At 65.9% G+C, this 17,498-nt stretch carries 15 protein-coding genes; 3 read left to right on the top strand and 12 right to left on the bottom strand.

Annotated features, from left to right (window positions below):
* Window positions 1–5: 5 nt before the first annotated feature.
* The 10 genes from CDN38_RS18265 to CDN38_RS18220 form a co-directional block, all read right to left on the bottom strand.
* Window positions 6–1,709, bottom strand: a complete 1,704-nt coding sequence (locus CDN38_RS18265; protein ID WP_075512069.1) for an MCE family protein — start codon at window positions 1,707–1,709, stop codon at window positions 6–8.
* Window positions 1,710–3,074, bottom strand: a complete 1,365-nt coding sequence (locus CDN38_RS18260; protein ID WP_082277274.1) for an MCE family protein — start codon at window positions 3,072–3,074, stop codon at window positions 1,710–1,712. It lies immediately after the preceding gene.
* Window positions 3,071–4,468 (bottom strand): MCE family protein, encoded by a 1,398-nt coding sequence (locus CDN38_RS18255; RefSeq protein ID WP_082277273.1) that lies wholly within the window; start codon window positions 4,466–4,468, stop codon window positions 3,071–3,073. Before CDN38_RS18255 ends, CDN38_RS18260 begins: the two co-directional genes overlap by 4 nt.
* Window positions 4,468–5,589, bottom strand: coding sequence for an MCE family protein (locus tag CDN38_RS18250; protein WP_075512068.1), 1,122 nt, complete (start codon window positions 5,587–5,589; stop codon window positions 4,468–4,470). The genes CDN38_RS18255 and CDN38_RS18250 overlap by 1 nt, the downstream gene beginning before the upstream one ends.
* Window positions 5,586–6,626, bottom strand: coding sequence for an MCE family protein (locus CDN38_RS18245; protein WP_075512067.1), 1,041 nt, complete (start codon window positions 6,624–6,626; stop codon window positions 5,586–5,588). The genes CDN38_RS18250 and CDN38_RS18245 overlap by 4 nt, the downstream gene beginning before the upstream one ends.
* Entirely contained in the window at window positions 6,623–7,900 is a 1,278-nt protein-coding gene (locus tag CDN38_RS18240) for an MCE family protein (RefSeq protein ID WP_082277272.1), read from the bottom strand. Before CDN38_RS18240 ends, CDN38_RS18245 begins: the two co-directional genes overlap by 4 nt.
* Before the next feature lie 7 nt (window positions 7,901–7,907).
* The gene (locus CDN38_RS18235; RefSeq protein ID WP_036414703.1) at window positions 7,908–8,753 is read right to left on the bottom strand and encodes an ABC transporter permease; all 846 of its coding nucleotides are present in this window, start codon (window positions 8,751–8,753) and stop codon (window positions 7,908–7,910) included.
* A gap of 27 nt (window positions 8,754–8,780) precedes the next feature.
* Window positions 8,781–9,587 (bottom strand): MlaE family ABC transporter permease, encoded by an 807-nt coding sequence (locus tag CDN38_RS18230; protein WP_036414701.1) that lies wholly within the window; start codon window positions 9,585–9,587, stop codon window positions 8,781–8,783.
* Window positions 9,588–9,924: 337 nt separating this feature from the next.
* Window positions 9,925–11,130, bottom strand: coding sequence for a CaiB/BaiF CoA transferase family protein (locus CDN38_RS18225; protein WP_036414699.1), 1,206 nt, complete (start codon window positions 11,128–11,130; stop codon window positions 9,925–9,927).
* Window positions 11,127–12,668, bottom strand: a complete 1,542-nt coding sequence (locus CDN38_RS18220) for an aldehyde dehydrogenase family protein (RefSeq protein WP_075512066.1) — start codon at window positions 12,666–12,668, stop codon at window positions 11,127–11,129. The genes CDN38_RS18225 and CDN38_RS18220 overlap by 4 nt, the downstream gene beginning before the upstream one ends.
* Window positions 12,669–12,930: 262 nt before the next feature.
* Here CDN38_RS18220 and CDN38_RS18215 point away from each other — a divergent pair, with 262 nt between their 5' ends.
* Genes CDN38_RS18215 through CDN38_RS18205 form a run of 3 tightly spaced genes read left to right on the top strand, consistent with a single transcriptional unit; the run spans window position 12,931 to window position 15,218 of the window.
* A complete protein-coding gene (locus CDN38_RS18215; protein ID WP_036414695.1) occupies window positions 12,931–13,632 on the top strand; it encodes an SDR family NAD(P)-dependent oxidoreductase in 702 nt (233 codons plus the stop codon).
* A gap of 18 nt (window positions 13,633–13,650) precedes the next feature.
* Window positions 13,651–13,848, top strand: a complete 198-nt coding sequence (locus tag CDN38_RS18210; protein ID WP_075512065.1) for a ferredoxin — start codon at window positions 13,651–13,653, stop codon at window positions 13,846–13,848.
* Entirely contained in the window at window positions 13,812–15,218 is a 1,407-nt protein-coding gene (locus CDN38_RS18205; RefSeq protein ID WP_075512064.1) for a cytochrome P450, read from the top strand. Before CDN38_RS18210 ends, CDN38_RS18205 begins: the two co-directional genes overlap by 37 nt.
* Before the next feature lie 89 nt (window positions 15,219–15,307).
* Here CDN38_RS18205 and CDN38_RS18200 read toward each other — a convergent pair whose 3' ends face one another.
* Window positions 15,308–16,483, bottom strand: coding sequence for an acyl-CoA dehydrogenase family protein (locus CDN38_RS18200; protein ID WP_075512063.1), 1,176 nt, complete (start codon window positions 16,481–16,483; stop codon window positions 15,308–15,310).
* Entirely contained in the window at window positions 16,467–17,465 is a 999-nt protein-coding gene (locus CDN38_RS18195) for an acyl-CoA dehydrogenase family protein (protein WP_075512062.1), read from the bottom strand. Before CDN38_RS18195 ends, CDN38_RS18200 begins: the two co-directional genes overlap by 17 nt.
* Window positions 17,466–17,498 lie beyond the last annotated feature (33 nt).

Genomic DNA, 17,498 nt, shown 5'->3' with positions numbered 1-17,498 from the left:
CCGAATCACGCCGCCAAGAGCATGTCCTTCCAAGTTTTGGGTGCGTTGACCAGATCTGAGTGCCGATACAGCTGACCGTCCGGACCGACGTAGCGGCCGGTGCGGGGGTCGTACTGCGCCACCGCCAAACCCGAGCTCACTCGAGAACCGCTGCGGCCGAAGGCACTTGGTGCGGCTTGCGGCCCGCCGACCGGGGCCGGGGGCCCGCCGTCCGGAACGTCCATCGGTGCGACGGGCGTAAGGTCCACCGGTGCCGGCGGTTGCAAGCTGGCCGGCGGCGGTACCGACGATCCCGGCGGTATCGGCGGTTGCCCCAGCGGCACCGGCGAGTTCGGCGGTCCCGGCGGCGTTCCCCGCGGCCCGGGCGATCCCGGTGGCAACGGGGTGCCCTCCACCGGTCCGAAAATCCGGTCGCGGTAGAAGTTGACCCGGTCATCGGGCGGGATGCCCTGCGCGAGCAGATTCGGATCCAGCGGGTAGGTGCCGAAGACGTGCTGGCGCATCGCCAGTGGCTCGAAAGGCTGGTCGCTGTCACAGATTTCGACTGTTGGGGCGCGCTTGCCCGGGTGCTCGATGCAGGGGTAGTTTCGGGCACCGCGAACCGAGATCGGCGAGTCCTGCGGCAGCTTGCAGTACAGCCCGTTCGGCGTATCGATGGTCGTGGTGTCGGCAGGCGAGCGCCATTGGCTCGGCGGCAGGAACCCGACAGTGCAGCCGGGCGGATCGTCGACCAGAGCCGCGAAGTCACCCTGGGCGTAGCCCGTCGGGTTCTTGGTGCCGACGAACGATTGAATCGCGGCAACGAACGGCGGCAGCAACACCAGTACCTGCTCGAGTGACGCGTGGTAAGTCACCGCGATCTGGCCGACGGTGGTCAGGTTGGCCAGTAGCACCGGCAGCGTCGGCTTGATCTGCTCGAGCAGTCGAGACGCCTCGTCAAGTGCGCCGGGTCCTTGCTCCAGCAGGGTGCGGACCTGCGGGTCGTTAGTCACCAGTTGACCGGAGACGCCGGCAAGGCTGCGCGCCCACAGCCGGATCGCGTCGGTGGTTTGCGCTTGCGAGTCCAGAACCGGCCCGGTGTCCTCGGTGAGGGTGCGGGCCCGGTCGCCGACACCGTTGAGGTCACCGGAAACCTTTGCCGCCGAGTCGAACAACGATCCGAAATCGTAGCCCGCCCCGTTGAATCCCTTGAATGCCTCGTCGAGCAATTCGACGAGCTTGCCCTTGGGGATGCTGTCGATCAACGCACTGGTCTGATCGAGCACCGGCCCGATCGGCTGCGGAATGGTGGCCTGGCTCATCGGGATCACCGATCCGTTGTGCAGATAGGGCGGCGAGTTGGTGCGCGGCCGCAGATCCACGTACTGTTCGCCGACCGCTGAGATGCTGCGCACATCGGCTTGCAGGTCCGCCGGGATCTTGGGTGAAGAACCAAGCGACAGCGTCGCATTCGTGCACGGACTGCGTTTGGGGTCGCTGCAGTGCGACGTCAGCCCCACCGCGGTCACCTTGCCGACCTGCACCCCGCGGTAGGTCACGTTGCTGAAGCGGTAGAGGCCACCGGCCGCGGGCACTTCCAGGGTGACCGTTATCCGCCCGATGCCGAGCAGCGTCGGCGCCTGGATGTACATCAACACCATCACGACCACACCGACGATGCCCACGATCGTGAAGATCGCCAGCTGGACACGAACGAAGCGGGTCAGCATCTATGAGCCCCCATCCGGCGGCTGGGTCGCGGTCGGCGGCGTGCCCGGCACCTGCGGACCGAACTCGGGCGTCGCGGGTCCGAGCTGCGGCCGCGGCGGCGGCGGCACCGGCGGCGGCGCGCCCGGCGGCGGTAGCGGCAGCGGTACCGGTGTTGCGGGCCCCGGCGCCGCCGTCGGCGTCAACGGCGCACCGACCGGCGGCGCCACCGGTCCCGGAGCCGATGGATTGCGCGGGTCGGGCGTGTACTGGTACTGCAGGTACTCGGGGTCCCCCGGCGCCGGCACCAGCTCCGCGCCCAACCGTCCCCAGTGGGTGCCCAGCAACAGCCCCTTGCGCAGCCGGGCGTTCGTCAGGTCGAGGACGAAAAACCCGTTGACGAAGTCACCCCGGATGGCTCGGTCGATGAGGTTCTGGGTGAACGGGTACGTCGGCGCGTAGGCGAGGGCGGCGTCGAGTTCCGGCCCGACGTCGGCGAGCGCACTGATGGTCGGCTCGAGGTTTTTCAGGTTGGTGACCAGATCGCTGCCGGCATCGTTGACCAGTCTGGTGGCAGTGTCGCTGAACACCCGAAGCTTGTCCAGTGCGGCCGTGATCCGCGGCCGCTCGCGGATCAGGACGTCCAGGGCGGGCGGCACCTTGTAGAGCGCCTGGGTGATGATGTCGCGCTGGCTGGCGAACGTGCCGGCAAGCCGGTTGAGCGCCTGGATCGACGCGACGATGTTGCCACGCTGTTGGTCGAGCGTTCCCACGAACCGGTCGAGGCGATCGATCAGGTCGCGAACATCGGCTGCCCGCCCGGACAAGGCCGCGTTGAAATTGTGCACGATGTCGCCGATTTGGGTGAAGCCGCCCGAGTTGATGACGACCGACAACGACGACAACGTCTGTTCCGTCGACGGGTACGTCGATGATTTGTCCAGCGGGACGGTGGCGCAGGGCGGCTGGGCGAGGTGCAGCCGGACGCATTCGGCCGCCGGTTGCAACTTGCCTTCGCCCTGTTTTCCGGGCGGCGGATTGAGCTCCAGGTGCATGGATCCCAGCAGACTGGTCTGACCGACGCGGGCAATCACGTTGGCGGGTATCACCAGACCGTGCTTCACCGAGATCTCGACGTCGGCGTGCCAGCCGGTCACCCTCATCCTGCCGATGCTGCCGACGACGACGTCGTTGACCATCACCGGCGAATTCGACTCCATAGTACCGACATTGGCGATCTCGACGTGGTAGATGTCAGCGCCGGAGCCACGTCCCACCGCACCGGGCAGCGGCAGCGAGTTGAGGCCGTTGAATGCGCACCCGGTCACACTCAGCATCACGGCCGCGCCCAGGACCAGCAGGCGGCGGGCCACCACCCGGGCGGTCACGGCTGCGTTCCTTCGGCTGGGAGCAGGCCGGGTATCGGAGCCGGTGACTCGCCCGGGCGGGTGGGCGCCGGCGGTTCCGGCATCGCCGCACCCGGTATCCGTGCCGGCGGCCCCGGCGGCGGCGGATAGTCCGGCGTATCGCCGGGCAGTCCGGTGTAGGCGGACACCGCCGGCGGCAGCTCGGGCGGTCCGGGCTTGGGGCCCTCGCCGCCGGGCGCTAGCCGCGGCTCGGTGTAGACGATGTTTTGCGGGTCCGCCGACGACGCCAGGATCGGGTTGATCGGAATAGGGAGGTAGTTCCAGTTGAAGAGCAATAGCGGGTTGAACACTCGCAGTGCCGGGCTGAGGTACAGGCCGCAAAGCTTGCCGGATTCGACGGCGGTGACGTTCTCGATGGCTCCGAGTTGCGAGCAGTACAGGTTCACCGAATTGGCCGTGTTGTTGACCGTGAACGCCCCGCGGATTGCCCCCATGTCGGGTTCGTAGTCGTTGTAGGCGTTGGCGAGTGCGTTCGGCGTGACATGCAGGATGTTCTTGAGAGCCATCTTGTTGTCGACCAGGATCTGGGTCAGGTCGGCCAACCGCGCGATCTGCTCCGAGGTCGGATCACGGGTTTGCGCGATAAACCGTTGCACCTCACCGACGGCGCCGGCCAAATCGGTGAGCGCGGCGTCCAAATCGGATTTGTTGTCGTCGAGCACGCTGGTGAGCGTGGCCAGCTGGTTGTTGAACACCACGAGTTGCTGGTTGCTGTCGCGAAGCACCTTGATGAAGGTCTGCAGATTCTTGATGATGTCGACGATGTTGCCGCTGCCGTCGGCCAAAATCCGCCCCACCCCGGACAGTTCGGCCAGGGTCTGCCGAAGCTTGTCGCCATTGCCGCCCAGCGCGTTGGCGGCGCTGTCGATGAAGCGCGCCACCGAGGGCGTCGAGACCTTGCTGTTGGGGCCCAATTCCGTTGCCAGCCGCATTAATTGGTCTTTGACCTCGTCCCACTCGACGGGTATCGCGGTCCGCTCGCGCGGTATCACCGCACCGTCGGGCATGGTGGGACCGCTGGACCGGTAGGCCGGGGCGAGTTGGACATAGCGGGCGGCGACCAGATTTTGGGCGACGATCACCGCCTTGGCGTCCGCCGGAATGGGGACGTCGTGATCGACGTGCATGACCATCTTGGCGGTGGTCCCCTCCGGATGGATGGCGGTGATCGTGCCGACCTTGATGCCCGAGACCCGCACGTCGTCGCCCGGGTAGATCGCGGTGGTCTTGGTGAAATTGGCGGTGATCGTCTTCGGGCGGAAGAACGTATTGCGCACGGCCACGGCGGCGCCGACGACGACCAGCGCTGCCAACATGATCGCCAGTCCGGCCCGAAGCATGGTGCGGGTGATCATCACGACCCTCCGGGGAAGGGCGGAAGTCCGGGCACCCGGCAGTCGGGGCACGGCGGAATGGCGTTGGAGGGGAAGGGGATCAGTGCTCGCGGACCGGCGGTGTCCGGTGGCTGGCCGGGCGCCCCGTAGGCCCGGAAACCGAAGAAATAGTCGAAGAACGGCTGAAAGATCTCCATTACCAAGAAGTTCGGGACGAACGCGGTGTAGTAGAACCCGTTGGAAATGGCCTCGCCCTGGGTGAGCTGATACTTGGCCAGCCCGGGCAGCGCCTGCGAGAGATTGTCGCGGTTCTTCTCCAGCATCGCGATCACCGAATTCAGCCTCGTCAACGTCGGCGCCAACTCGCTTTCGTTGTCGTGCACCAATCCGGTCAGCTGCTTGGCCACCGCGGAGGTGTTGGCCAGCAGTTGCACAATCTCCTGGCGGCGGGCCACCAGAACGGACAGCAGGCTGTTGGCGTCAAGGATCAGCGTGTTCACCTGCGCGCTGCGTTGCGAAAGGATCTTGGTGACATCGGCGGCGCCTTGTAAGAGGTCGCGCAGTGACTTGTTGCGGCCGTTGAGGGTTTGCGACAGCCGGGTCACCCCGTCGAAGGCCGGACCCAACTGCGGGGCGATCTGGTCAAGCGTTGTAGAGAGCGTGTCCAGCGACTGGTTGAGCGTATCGGTATTGGTGCCGGCGACATCGGTGGTGAGATCACTGAGGGCTTCGCTGAGCGAGTACGGCGAGGACGTGCGTGAAATCGGTATCACGTCCGTGGGATGCAGCTTGCCGCTGCCCGCCGATTCCAGGGTGAGCACCCGCTGGCCCAGCAGCGAACCCGTCCTGATGTGTGCGGTGGTGTCCGACCCGAGGAGCACCGAGCCCTTGATGTTGAACGTCACCACGGCGTCGCCGTTGTGCAAGGCCACATCCGAGACCGAGCCGACCTTCATCCCCGATATCGTCACGTCGTTGCCCTGTGCCAGGCCACCGGCTTCGGAGAACACCGCCTGGTACCTGACGGCGGTGGCCCGCTGAATCAGCTGCTCGGGCGAGAGTCCGACCGCGATGACCATGATCACCAGCACGGTGCCGATGAATCCGGCCCGAACCAGACCGGCGCCGCGGTACTTGTTCATCGGTCTCCCTCATCGGGCTCCGCGCACCGCCCGCCTTCTTGGCGGTAGATGGGCGATACCACGGTCCGATACTGCAGGTCGGAGACCCGAAGGCTCAGCTCGCAGAGGTAGTACGGAATCCAGGCGCCGTAGGAGCCCAGCCGTACCAGCTTGCGGTAGTTGTTGGGCAGCTTCGCCAACGAAACGTCGATCTTGTCCTTGTCCTCGTCAAGCAGCGGCGCCAACCGGTTGAGCTGATCCACCGTGCCGGCCAGCGGTGGCCGGGCCCGGGTGAGCAGATCCGCGATCGATGCGGTTCCCCGGTCCAGGGCGTCGATCGCGCTGCCGATCGTGTCGCGATCGTCGGAGAACGCGGTGACGAGCCGCTGCAGGCGATCCAACGCGGTGGAGAACTTGTCGCCGTCCTTGTCCAACGTGGCGACCACCGTGTTGAGGTTGTCGATCAATTGCTGGACGGTTGCGTTGTTGTCGGCCAACGTATTGGAGAACGACGACGTTTTCGACAGCAACGACTGCAGCGTGCCGCCCTCGCCCTGGAACACCTGTACCAGCGACGCGGTGAGCGCGTTGACGTCTTGCGGATTCAGGCCCTGGATAACCGGTTTCAGGCCACCCAGCAGCAGATCGAGGTCCAGCGCGGGCGCCGTCCGGTCCAGCGGAATCTCGCCGCCGGCGGGCAGCACCTTGGTGGATCCGGGACCGTCGACGAGTTCGAGATAGCGGTCGCCGACCAGGTTGAGGTAGCGGACGACGGCCCGGGTGCCGGTGGTGAGCACGACGCTGCGATCGGCGTCGAACTTCACCCGCACCCTTTTGTCGGGCAGGAGCGTGACGCTGTTGACGGTGCCCACCCGGATGCCCGCCACGCGTACCGTCTGTCCGGCCTTGAGTCGCGAGACATCGTTGAAGACAGCGGAATAGCCATTCGTCGAACCGGTGCGGTACTGACCGAAAATGAAGAACAAGAACACCGTCAGCACCGCCATGATCACGGCGAAGATGCCGAACTTGATGATCATCGGGCGTGAGCTGCTCATCCGGGCTGCCCGATCTGCATGGTGTTGCGCGGCGGCCCGTCGAGCGGCCCGTACAGCAGCTGTTTGAGGGCATCCGAATTCAGCAGCAGATGCGGGTTTCCGTACTGCCAGGGGTTGGCGCCGACGTCGGCGACCACGAACGGCGGCGCCACGTCGAAGGGCACCACCGGAAGCTCCCAGCACTGCGGGCCACCGGTCGCGGCCACCTTCGGCAAGTTGGCCGGATAGCGATATCGTTCGGCGCCCCACTCGAAACCGACCAACACCAACACCCCGGGGGTGGGTAGCGGCGGCGCGTGCAAATTCACCAACGACCCGGCCAGACCGCAGTACAGCGCCTGGTGATATTCGTTGGTCAGATTCGTGGTTGGCACCAGTAGATGCAGGACATCGGTGAGCGCTTGCCGGTTGCCGCCTATCACTTCGTTGCCCATATCGGCCAGACCGATCGAGCTGATCAAGAAGGCGTCCAGGTTTCGTTGCTCGTCGACAATCGTCTTGCTGATCCGGATGGCGTTGTCGGCCGTGGTGACAAGGTCTTGGGAGGCGTCGGCATAGGCATTGCTCACCGCGGGCAGCGTCTCGAGGTCATGGCGAAGCGCGGGAAGACTCGGGTCCTGGGTGGCCAGGAAGTGATCGAGATCGGACAGCATCTGGCCGATCTCGTGGCCGCGGCCGTTCACCGCCGAAGCGATGGCACCGAGGGTCTCGTTCAGTTTGGCGGGATCGATGGAGTTCAGCACGGAGGTGAGTTGCTGGAATACCGTGTTGATTTCGACGGTGACGTGTTGGCCTTGGAGCACGTCACCGCCGCGTAGCGGCCGCGGCGACGGATTTTCGGGCGGCACCAGCTCGACGAACTTCGCGCCGAAGACGGTCGTCGACGCGATGTCGACAAGAACGTTGGACGGGATGAGATGCATTTGCGACGGTTGCATGGCCAGGTGCAGCACCGCTTTGCCGTCCGGCCGGGATTCGATCGAGGCGACCTTGCCGACCTCTACCCCGCGCATCTTCACCTTGGCGTCGGGGTTCATCACCAGGCCGGCTCGCGGCGAAACCACGGTCACCGGCACGCTGTCGGTGAAAGAGCCCTGGAACAAGCCCACCGCGACGGCGGCGATGCCGGCGACCACGACGACGGTTGCCAAACCCGCCACGGGGCGGACGTAGGACCGCACGCCGAAGTGCCGGCCGGGTGACGCCGCGACAGGCCTTGCGGCGCTGGCGGTTTCCGATCGGTGAATGGGACCCGGCCCGAGGTGGCTTGTCACTGTTCCCCTAGCCCGACAAGTGGAAGTTGCCGTTGGAGCCGTAGATGGACAGCGACACCAGCAGTGTCACCGAGACGACCACGACCAGCGAGGTGCGTACCGCATTACCGGTCGCGACCCCGACACCGGCCGGTCCGCCCGAGGCGAAATAACCGAAATAGGTATGGATCAACAAGATGGTCAGTGCCATCAGCACCGCCTGCAGAAACGACCACAACAGGTCGATCGGATTCAGGAATGTCGTGAAGTAGTGCTGATAGAGGCCGCCGGATTGGCCGAACAGCACCACGGTGACGAATTGGCTGGCGAGGAAGGACAGGATGACGGCGATGGAATACAGCGGGGTGATCGCGAGCATCCCGGCGACGATCCTGGTACTGACCAGATATGAAATCGGCCGGATAGCCATCGATTCCAGCGCGTCGATCTCTTCGTTGATCCGCATGGCGCCCAGCTGCGCGGTCACGCCCGCGCCGAAGGTGGCGGCCAGCCCGATCCCCGCCACTACCGGCGCCGAAATGCGAACGTTGATGAAGGCGGCCAGGAATCCGGTCAGCGCTTCGATGCCGATGTTGCCCAGCGAGCTGTAGCCCTGGACCGCGAGCGTGCCTCCGGCGGCCAGCGTCAAGAAGCCGACGATCACCAGGGTCCCGCCGATCATCGCCAAAGTCCCTGCACCCATGCTGATTTCGGCGACGAGACGAATGATTTCCCGCCGGTAGTGAGTGGCTGCGAACGGAGCGCCGGCCAGCGCCTTGCCGTAGAACAACGTGTGATCGCCGATGCGGCTCAACGTGCCGACCGGTTTCTGGAGTTGTCGCGTCAGTCGCGGATAGGCTGCTCGCAGTGTCACAGCGTGTCCCTAGGCCTCCCCCGTGCGTTATTTGGTTGACATGCGGATGCCGATAGCGGTGACAACCACGTTCACGACGAACAACGACATGAATGCGTACACCACGGTCTCGTTGACGGCGTTTCCGACGGCCTTGGCGCCCCCGCCGGATACCGTCAGCCCCCGGTAGCACGCGACCAGACCGGCAATCAGGCCGAAAAGTGCTGCCTTGACACAGGAAATGATCACCTCGGGCACCCCGGTCAACAAGGTGATGCCGGCGGCGAACGCGCCGGGGTTGACGTCTTGGACGAACACCGAAAAGACGTAGCCGCCCAGGATGCCGATGATGACGACGAGACTGTTCAACAACAAAGCCACCAACCCCGAGGCAAGCATGCGTGGGGTCACCAAGCGCTGCACCGGGTTGATACCCAGTACCTCCATCGCGTCGATCTCCTCACGGATCGTTCGCGAACCGAGGTCGGCGCACATCGCCGTCGCGCCGGCGCCGGCGACGATCAACACGGTCACCAGCGGACCGACTTGGGTGACCGCACCGAAAGCGGCCCCGGCACCGGACAAATCGGCCGCGCCCAGTTCCCGCAGCAGAATGTTGAGGGTGAAGCTGACCAGGACGGTGAACGGGATGGCCACCAGCAGCGTCGGCGCCATCGAGACGCGCGCGACGAACCACGACTGCTCCAGGAACTCCCGCCACTGGAAGGGCCGCCGGAACACGAACTTGATGGCATCCGCCGACATCGCGAACAGCCCCCCGACCGCCTGCATGGGTTTAGACCCGCGCCCAAACGTGATGCCCGGCGACCAGCGATCCGCCCCCCTACTCGCCATCGGCCCAACACCCTTCCGGCGCTATCCGGCCAGTCATGTGGCCGATTATGCTGCGCGCCAAGCCGACTCGGGCAGCGACGATCATCGGTTGCCCCCAGAGGGCAAAGGTTCGTCGTGCAGAGCGGCTACCGCCCCCACGCCAATCCTCCGTTCCGTCGCGTGAGCTGGCACTTGCAAGCAATGCCGGCCCCCACGTCTTGCAGCCTTGGCGATTATGGCTCATGCTGCGCCCGGGTGTAACCGGAAACCCGTAACCGTTATCCGGCGAAGCAGACCGGCTGCGAGGGTTTCGACAACGGGGGCATTGCGCATCACGGGATCGGGTCTCATGTGGGTCTCAGGTGACGGCGCCGGCCGTTTTGAGTTCGATGATGCGATCCCAGTCCAGACCGAGTTCCAACAAGATCTCGTCGGTCTGCTCGGCGAATCCGGGCGCCGGCCCGGTATGGGGCGCAGTGACATCGAACTGCACCGGGTTGGCGACCAGCTCAAGTTGGCCCGCCCGCACCAGATATTCGTTCGCCCGGATTTGCGCGTCGTCGGCCGCTTGCAGGGTGTCCTGCACCGGCGCCCATGGTCCCGCGAGCGTCGCAAAGCGTTCGCTCCACTCGGCAAGCGTGCGTGTTGCGATCACTTTGGTCAAGATCTCGACGGCATCTGCGGTATTGGCGGCGATGCTCTCGACGGTCGCGAAGCGCGGATCGTCGGCCAATTCGGGCCGGTCGATGTGCCGGCACACGTCGGCCCAGAACTTGGTGGGCTGCATCATCACCAACGAGATGTAACGGCCATCGGATGTCGTATACAGCCCCACCAAAGGGTTGTTGGGCGCGCCGTGCACACCGGGTGGCGGCGCCTGCATTGGCTGACCCAAATGCCTTGTCAGCGCCACGGTGTGGCCCAGCGACCAGAATCCGCTGCCCAGCAACGACACGTCCACGACGGACGGTTCCCCGGTGCGCTCCCGTTTGAGCAACGCGGCCGCGATGCCACCGGCGAGGTTGGTGCCCGAGATGGTGTCGCCATAGGCCGGCCCGGGCGGGTTGATCATGCCCGCGTAGCCCATCGGAGTGATGGTGGCGGCGGTTCCGGCCCGGCACCAGAATGCGGTCATGTCGTAGCCGCCTTTGGTCGCTTCGTCGCCGCGCGGGCCGAGCGCGCTGCCGCGGGCGTAGATGATCGACGGGTTCACCGCCCGGATGTCGTCGACGTCGATGCCGAACTTCTGTCGTGCGTCGGGCAGGAAGCTGGTCAGGAATACGTCGGAGCGGCGGGCCAATTCGTAGAGCACTTCTTTGCCCTCGGGCACCGACATGTCCAGGCCGATGCTGCGTTTGCCACGGTTGGCGTGCTCGATGTTGGGGTTGGGGTCGCCCTCCACCCGCAGCATGCCGGTCTGCCGCAGGCCGCGCTGCGGGTCGCCGGTCACCGCGTGCTCCACTTTGACTACGTCGGCTCCCCATTCGGCGAGCACCGCGCCGGCCGACGGGACGAACCCGTACATGGCGACTTCCAGGACGCGGATGCCTTCGAGGGGGTTCATCCGCGGGCCCCCTGCCCCGGTCCGACCGGAACGGCAAAAGTCTTGCGTTCCAAGAACTCTTCCAGGCCGGCGACCCCCATCTCGCGACCGACCCCGGACTGCTTGAAGCCGCCGAACGGGGTGTCCGCGCCGAAGTAGTTGCCGCCGTTGATGGAAAACGATCCGGCGCGGATCCGGCGGGCCACCGCCAGCGCGCGATCCTGGTCGCGGCTGAAGACCGCACCGGCCAAACCGTAGATCGAGTTGTTGGCGATCCGGACGGCGTGATCATCGTCATCGAATCCGATCACGACGAGCACCGGACCGAACACCTCCTCCTGGGCGATCTCGCTGTCCGGGTCGACGTTGGTGAGCAGGGTGGGCGCATAGAAATAGCCGGGGCCCAGGCGCTTGCCTCCGGTGACCAGGGTCGCGCCAGCGGCGATGGCGCGCTGGACCATGCCGTCGACCTTGTCCCGCTGGCGTTCGCTGATCAGCGGACCCAGGTACGTTTTCGGGTCGGCCGGGTCGCCGTGGCGCACCTTGGCGAAGTTCTGCGCAATCAGTGCGACGATCTCGTCATGATGCTGTCGGGGCACCAATAGCCGCGACGTCAAAGCGCACCCCTGCCCCGCGTGGGTGACCATGCTGAACGCCGCGAACATGGCCGCGCCGGCGAAGTCGGCGTCGTCGAGCATGATCACCGCGGACTTGCCGCCCAATTCCAGGAACACCCGCTTGACCGTCCCACTGGCCGCCGCCATGATCCGTCGGCCGACCGCCGTTGACCCGGTGAAGCTGACCACGTCGACATCGGGACTGGTGGTCAACACCTCTCCAACGGCGGCGTCCGAGGAACTCAGCACATTCACCACGCCGGCCGGGATATCGGTGTGCCCGGCGATCAGCTCGCCGAGTGCCAGCGTGACCAGGGGGGTGTCCGGCGCGCCCTTGAGCACGACGGTGCAGCCGGCGGCCAGCGCCGGGGCCAGCTTGGCCAGTGCGAGCTGGTTGGGGTAGTTGTAGGCGATGATCGCCGCGACCACCCCGGCGGCTTCCTTTTCCACCCAGCGGTGATGGCGCATGCCACGCGATTCTTTGTCGCCGAGGTCTTCGGTGAACTGGTAGCGGCGCAGCAGGTCGGCGTAATAGCGCACGATGCCGATCGGCTCGTCGAGCTGCGCTCCGTGGGTCAGGGCGCGGGTGGCGCCGACCTCGGCGATCGTGAGCTCGCGCAACTCCTCGGCATGGTCGAGCAATGCCTGATGGAGTTGGTCGAGACAGCGCGTCCGCAACTCGACGTCGGTTGACCAGGTGGTGGTGTCGAAGGCATGGCGGGCCGCCGCGACCGCTGCCCGGGCTTCCGCAACGCCGGCGTCGGGCGCATGACCGACAACCGCGCCCGTGGCGGGATTGATGGAGGCAAAGGTGGTGTCGGTGGTGAGCAGCCGGCCGTCGATCAATAGCCGCCGGTCGGCCGGTGACTGACTCGGGGCGCCGGCTCCCCCGCCGGCTGTCCGCGCCTCCGCGATGGTTCCCGCCGTCTGCTGCGTCGGCATTGCGGCCCCCTCGGTATGCTGACGGTCACGGTAATTTCATTCTCATCCTTTGCGAATCTTACATTCGCCGCATGAGAGTTCAAGGATGCCCCGACATCGGACCGACTTGCCGGGGTGCTAAACAATTGCTCAGCGCTATCCCGATTGCAGCATTCGGCGCAGGCAGGACGCGGTTTCGGCGTCGGCTTGCGGGCCGCTCGACAGCGAGAGTAGGGTTCTCATAATTGTAAGGTAGATTCTTTATGATTGAGAGGTTGCGGGCATGAAGACCGCCGTCGTCACCGGCGGCGCCTCCGGCATCGGGCTGGCGGTCGCCCGTCGGCTGCGATCCGACGGCATCGATGTAGCCACCATCGACCTCAGGCCCAGCGATGCCGAGCTTGCCTACACCGCCGACGTGACGGACCGCCCGCAGGTCGATGCCGCACTCTCGGCGATCCGTGACCGACTCGGGCCGGTCACCATCCTGGTCAACGCCGCGGGCCTGGACGGCTTCAAGCGGTTCACCAACATCACCTTCGAGGACTGGCAGCGGGTGATCGACGTCAACCTCAACGGCGTGTTTCACACCATTCAGGCGGTGCTGCCCGACATGGTCGAGGCCGGGTGGGGACGGATCGTCAACATCTCGTCGTCGAGCACACATTCCGGCACCCCCTATATGGCGCACTACGTGGCGGCCAAATCCGCGGTCAACGGGCTCACCAAGTCCCTGGCACTCGAGTACGGGCCCAGCGGCATCACCGTCAACGCCGTGCCACCGGGATTCGTCGACACCCCGATGCTGCGCAAGGCCGCCGAGCAAGGGTTCCTCGGCGACATCGAAGAGAACATCGCGCGCACGCCGGTGCGCCGGATGGGTAGGCCCGAAGACATCGCGGCGGCCTGCGCCTTTCTGGTGTCCGAGGAAGCCGGCTACATCACGGGCCAGATTCTGGGTGTCAACGGCGGCCGCAACACCTGAACCGGGAAGGAGGACGTCGTGAAGGTCTGGGTCGATCCCGATCGCTGCCAGGGCCATACCTTGTGCGCCATGATCGCCCCGGACTCCTTCCGGCTCAGCGACATCGACGGCACCTCGTCGGCGGTCAGCGAAGTGGTACCGGCCGACCAGCAGGACCGGGTGCGTGAAGCCGCGCAATCATGCCCGGAGCAGGCCATCGTCATCACCGACGGGTAAGACGGGTCAAGGGAGACAGCGGGTTGAGCGTCAGTGACCGCAGCAAGCATCGGTACCACTTCGACCGGCACTCCGCGGAGTACCGGTCGCGGTTCAAGGCGATCACCGAGGAGATGCACGCCACGTGCCCGATGGCGTGGAGCGACACCTACGGCGGGCACTGGGTCGCCGCCGGCAGCCACGAAGTGTTCGAGCTCGCCCGCTGCCCCGCGGTCTCCAACGATCACGATGTCAACCACGAACGCCGTGACTACAAGGGCATTTCGATTCCGACGGCCAGCCGGATCAACGGCGTGCGCGGCGGCATCCTGGAGATGGACGACCCCGAGCACCGCAGTTACCGCAACGTGCTCAACCCGTATTTGTCGCCGGCCGCCGTCAAGCGCTGGGCGCCGTTCGTCGACGACGTGACCCGCGCCTGCCTCGACGAGAGGATCGAGCACGGCAGCATCGACTTCGTCGACGATCTGGCCAACGTCGTGCCCGCCGTTCTGACCTTGGCGCTCATGGGTATTCCGCTGCAGAACTGGAAGATGTACAGCGAGCCGACCCACGCCGCGGTATATACCCCGGAGCACTCGCCGGACATCCAGCGGGTTACCGAGATGCACCGGCAGATGGGGCTCGACCTGGTCAACAACATGGTCGAGATCCGCAACAATCCCCGGCCGGGCGTGGTCAACGCCCTGCTCTCGATGCGGATCGACGGCAAGCCCGCTCCCGATCTGGAAATCCTGGGCAATCTCGGATTGCTGATCGGCGGCGGCTTCGACACCACGACGGCGCTGACCGCCCATGCGCTGGAATGGCTTTCGGAAAGCCCTGAACAGCGTGAGCTGCTCAGCAGGGGACGCGAAACCCTGCTCGACTCCGCGACCGAGGAATTTCTGCGCTACTTCACCCCTGCGCCCGGCGACGGCCGGACATTCGCCGACGACGTGGAGCTGGACGGGCTGCATTTCAAAGAGGGTGAGCGGCTGTGGATTTCGTGGGCGATGGCCAACCGCGACCCCGCGGTGTTCCCCGACCCGGACAAGGTCATCCTTGATCGTAAAGGGAACCGGCACTTCAGCTTCGGCATCGGTGTGCACCGTTGCATCGGATCCAACGTGGCGCGCACCGTGTTCAAATCCATGCTGACCGCGGTCCTCGACCGGATGCCGGACTACCGTTGCGACCCCGCGGGCACCGTCTACTACGAGACCATCGGGGTCATCCAGGGGATGCGCAAGCTACCGGCCAGTTTCACGCCCGGACCCAAGGTAGGTGCGGGCCTTGAGGAAACTCTCGACAAGCTGCAACGCATCTGCGTGGAGCAGGAACTCGCCAGACCGGTCACCGAACGTAAAGAGGCTGCGGACATTCGGTGAGCCACTGCCGCGGCGACCCGGCGAGCAGTCGCAGAATCGCATCGCAGCGCCAGAACTCATGCGATTGTGTGTCTGCTCGCCAAGAGAACTCAGCCTCGGGGTAAGCCCAGCACTCGCCGGGCGATGATGTTGCGCTGGATTTCCGACGTGCCTCCGGCGATGGTGCCGGAAAAGCTGCGGGCGTAACGCTCGAACCAGCTGGCGAAATAGTGGTCAAGGTTCATCGGCGCATACGGTCCGGTCAGCGCGGGGTGTACCAGTCCGTCGGAGCCGGCGGCTGACAGCGCATGCTCGCACGCTTGCAGTTCTGCCTCCGAACCCAGCAGCTTGAGCACCGAGATGGCGGCGGTGTCGTCCTCGCCGCGGGCGGCGCGGGCCAGCGCCACCGAACCCAACAGGCGCAGCGCCTGTTTGTCCATCACCATGGTGGCGTACCGGTCGCGTTCGAGTTCCGTGCTGGGATGAAAGTCGGCCAGCAGATTGTCCAGCCGATCGGCGAAACCCAGCCACATCATGGTGCGCTCGTGCCCGAGGGAACCATTGGCCACCCGCCAGCCCTGGTTGAGCGGACCCACCAGGTTTTCCGCCGGCACCAGCACATCGGTGAAGAACACCTCGTTGAAGTCCAGGTCGTCGGCCGAGCAGATGGACGGGAACGGCCGGCGCACCACACCCGCGGTGTCGGTCGGGATGAGTAATGCGCTGATGCCCTTGTGTTTTGGCGCATCTGGGTCGGTGCGCACGAACGTCAGCAGCACGTCGGCGTCGTGTGCCCCGGAGGTCCACACCTTCTGCCCGTTGACCACGAAGTGGTCGCCGTCTAGCACCGCCCGGGTGCGCAGCGACGCCAGGTCGGACCCGGCGCTGGGCTCGCTCATCCCCAGCGACGCGGTGATCTCGGCGCGCAGGATCGGCACCGCCCAGCGGTGTTTCTGCTCGTCGGTGCCGAACGACAACAGCGACGCGGCAACGATATTCACGCCTTGGGGGTTGAAACTGTGATAGATCCGCCGGCGGCATAGTTCCTCGAGGTGGACGAACTGCTGAACCACCGTCGCGTTGCGCCCGCCGAACTCCGGCGGCTGGCCGGGCAGCAGCCAGCCGTTGTCGAACAGCAACCGCTGCCAGCGGCGTGCCCAGGCCGGCAGGTGCGAGACCGACCGCGGTCGCTCGAGGGTTTCGCTTGCCGGAGGCAGGTTTTCGTCGAGGAAGGCCGCGAACTCCGCCCGGAACGCCTCGACGTCGGGGTCAAAAGTCAGCTGCACGGTACTCCTGCGCGATCTGGGCCCGATGCTCGGCGGCGCCGCCGAGCATCAGCTCACCGGCCTTGGCCCGCTTGAGCGCGAATTGCAGATCGTTCTCCCAGGTGAATCCCATTGCGCCGTGCAGCTGTAAGCCGTGCCGGAACACCAGCGACTGGCACTCCCCCGCGCTGGCCTTGGCCATGGCGGCGGCCAGCCGCCGCCGCGGGTTGTCGGCGGCAATGGTCAGCGCCGCGAAGTAGGCCAGCGCCCGGGCCCGTTGCACCGCGACGTGCATGTCGGCGGCCTTGTGCTGCACCGCCTGGAACGACCCGATCGGTACCCCGAATTGGTGACGGCTGCGCACATGCTCGAGCACCAGATCCAGGATGCGCTGGCAGGCGCCGACCATCGTGATCGCCATGCCGGTCAGCGCAACGTGGCGTGCGCGTTCCCGATCGACGGTTACCCGGACAGCGTCGGGTACCCGAATCCGATCGAAGGTCAGGTCGGCGACGTGCAGCACCGGGTCGAACACGGATTCGCGACGGGCCGAGACCTGATGGGCGTCCACGACGAACACCCCGGCGTCAGTGACCACCGCCAATCGGTCGGCGCGATCGCCGTCGAGAACGTGGCGTGCGGTACCGTCGAGCACCCATCCATCGGCGTCCCGGCGCGCGGTCACCCCGCTGTACACGGCGGTGCCCGACTGGTGCGGGTCGAAGTGGTCCATGGCCAGCGGCGCGAACTGACTCATCGTCGCCAGGAAGGGGGTGGGATCGGTGGCATGCCCCAGCTCCTCCAACACGATCGCCAGCTCCACCGCTGCCGCCGGGTCGTTGAGCTCCGTCCAGCCGAGGTCGACATACACCTTCCATAGCGGGCTCGTGTCGACGCCGTCCTCGGCCACGGCACGCACCAGCGACGCCGGGCACTGCTTGGCGACGACATCGCGGACGGTGTCCTGCCACAGGCGCTGATCAGCATCGAACTCCAACAGCATCCGAGCCGCCTCCTGTCGTCGCTGTTATGCGAG

It is taken from the genome of Mycobacterium ostraviense, assembly GCF_002705925.1.
Lineage (GTDB): Bacteria > Actinomycetota > Actinomycetes > Mycobacteriales > Mycobacteriaceae > Mycobacterium > Mycobacterium ostraviense.
This window is presented reverse-complemented; position numbering and strand designations above follow the sequence as displayed.